This window comes from Pedobacter sp. 10L46_2 (assembly GCF_056395165.1).
Map to the genome: position 1 here is coordinate 1 of NZ_JBFTIZ010000444.1, position 2,350 is coordinate 2,350.

Consider the following 2,350-nt stretch of genomic DNA (forward strand, 5'->3'; position numbering starts at 1 on the left):
GTGTTGAGCTGTACTCTGGAAGATCACGCATTTTCCCTGTTATAGCATTCCACAATTCGGGTGCTTTTCCGGTAACCCGGAATGCAGGATTAATGCTTATAGGTTTATCACTCTGATTAGACACAAAGTATATTTCGCCATCGTTAGTCTTTCTATGGATATACAGGGCCAGATCATTACCAACGGTTTTAAAATCTGGAATCACTCCTATTTTATCTAATGCCTGTTGTAAATCAAGACCATCCATTACCAGACCCTTACCATATTCATTTGTTTTAATACCCTGTCCATCAATTTTTCCCCAAACTTCGTTGGCAAGTTTTTTTACATTGTCATCTGCAGTGCTGTAGTTTTCTAAACTAGGTGAGCGTTTTGGTTTTGGGCCCAATATCACTCCACCTGCTTTTACCAGACTTGCTATTTTCTCCAACAATTCCGGCCTCATAGTTTCCAGTGCAGGAAGTACCAATACCCGGTAAGACATACCATCAGGAAGTACAAATTTGCCATCCTTAACAGTTAATCGGTTAATGATCACCTCTGCATTGATGTAGTCAAAGGAATAACCTTCGGGGAGCTTAGGATCCTGTATTCCAGTCATTTTTGGTGCATCTTCACCAATAAAATAGGCTACATCTGCAACATATTTACCTTGCTGCAGCATGAAATTACTGCGCTTAAGATAATGGATAAACATATCCATATCGTAAAACCAGGTATTGAAACGGTTAAACTCATTGCCAAACCAGGCATTAACACCGGGTTTCCTGTCCTCATATGGTTGTTGAATATAAACATGTAGCAACGTATTATTGATCCCTTCTGTAAAGAAGCGATCGCCACGTTGTTTCATCATTGCCGGATAACGACCAAAGGTATTTCCTGCAGCAGTGAATGATTCTGCAGAAACTTTAGTTTTACCATAAATATGTGCTGCCGATGATGCTGCTCTGTTTTCTATGTTACCAAGTTCACCTTCGCTCCAAAACTCTCCGCCTACTTCATCAGATTGTCCTCCGTATTGAAGAAATTCACCGGGAAAACCCCAGTGTCCATAATTTTCAAGCCATATGGTTAACCCATGTTTGTGACTTACATCGCGCAATCCGCCAACATATTCATAAGCAACATTGTCTGCAACAAATCTTCTCAGGTCCCATAGAAAGCGATCTGATTTATCCTGACTTCCTACCACGTGCCCATACATAACCGGTATAAGTGGCATAGGATCATATCCGTAACGCTTTTTAAACTTGGCAATGAAATCATCTGTCCAGTTTTGGCCGCCCATCTCGTAACTATCCTGAACCGCGACTTTCCATGTTTTACGGTCTTCGGCAGGAATTCTTCTCTGAATTTCGCCCATGAATGCATCAAAGTGTTTTATCACATGCTCATGGTTCATTTTATCTACCTCTAGTCCGGTTCCTTCTGGGGATGCCGGGCTATTTTGAACACCTGTGGGTGCCATTCCTGTTCGCATTACAATCCATTCACCTTCGGGAACATCCCATGTAAGTGTACCATCAGCCGACAAATTTGAACTGATATCTTTTATTGAGCCTTCATCTATCAGCAATGACTTATCTGCTACCTCTTTTTGTTGTGCCCACTGATATTCATGCCAATAAGGAAGTGGGGTTGGGTGCATTTTAGCGAGTGTTTTTTCGATGAATCTTTCCACTTTTGGCACCGAAGAAATTTCCAGTTCAGCAATGCTGGCATCCTGGGATGTATTGGTAAACGTTAGACGAAAGGCTTTTGATGTTACTGCATCAAATGAAATGATAACCGGAGCAAACTGAGCAAAACCAACATTCAACGCGTTATTGCTACGGTCTACTTTGAACTGTTTTATTTCGCGGTAATTACCATTATCCAATGCCTCTATTTTCACATCTATACTCATGTTCTTTTTGGATGGATAGATGGTTAAACTTCTTGCAGTATAGCTTTCTTGGGCAGCTATGGTAATAACAGAAGGTTTACCACCTGGCAGCAATGCTTCAGTTTTCTGGTTTTTATCAAGGATATTTGCAATGCTTTTTATAGCCGGATCGGAAGTAATAACAGGTTTTAAATCAGCGATACTGCTCCCATATCCTTTTGGTGCTTTAAAAGCCAGCAGTTTAACATCCTGAAAACTTCCTTCAGGTTTATTAAGCTTTTGGGAAATTTTTGCAGGTCCTTTGAACACAGTTTCTGATGATGCCAGATAACGCATTGCCTGTTCAGGTTTAACCCAGGGTCCGCCTGACTGGCTCCAGCCAGGACTATTAAACATTCCTATTTCTATCCCTAACTCCGAAGCCGTTTTTAAAGCAGTGTGTGTAATATCCCACCATTCATC

The 2,350-nt window shown here is 41.1% G+C and carries 1 protein-coding gene; it reads right to left on the reverse strand.

Annotated elements, in window-relative coordinates; translation table 11 throughout:
- Nucleotides 1-2,350 (reverse strand): glycosyl hydrolase (locus AC1DDX_RS26500; RefSeq protein WP_477622935.1); only part of this gene is annotated, 2,350 nt, incomplete at both ends.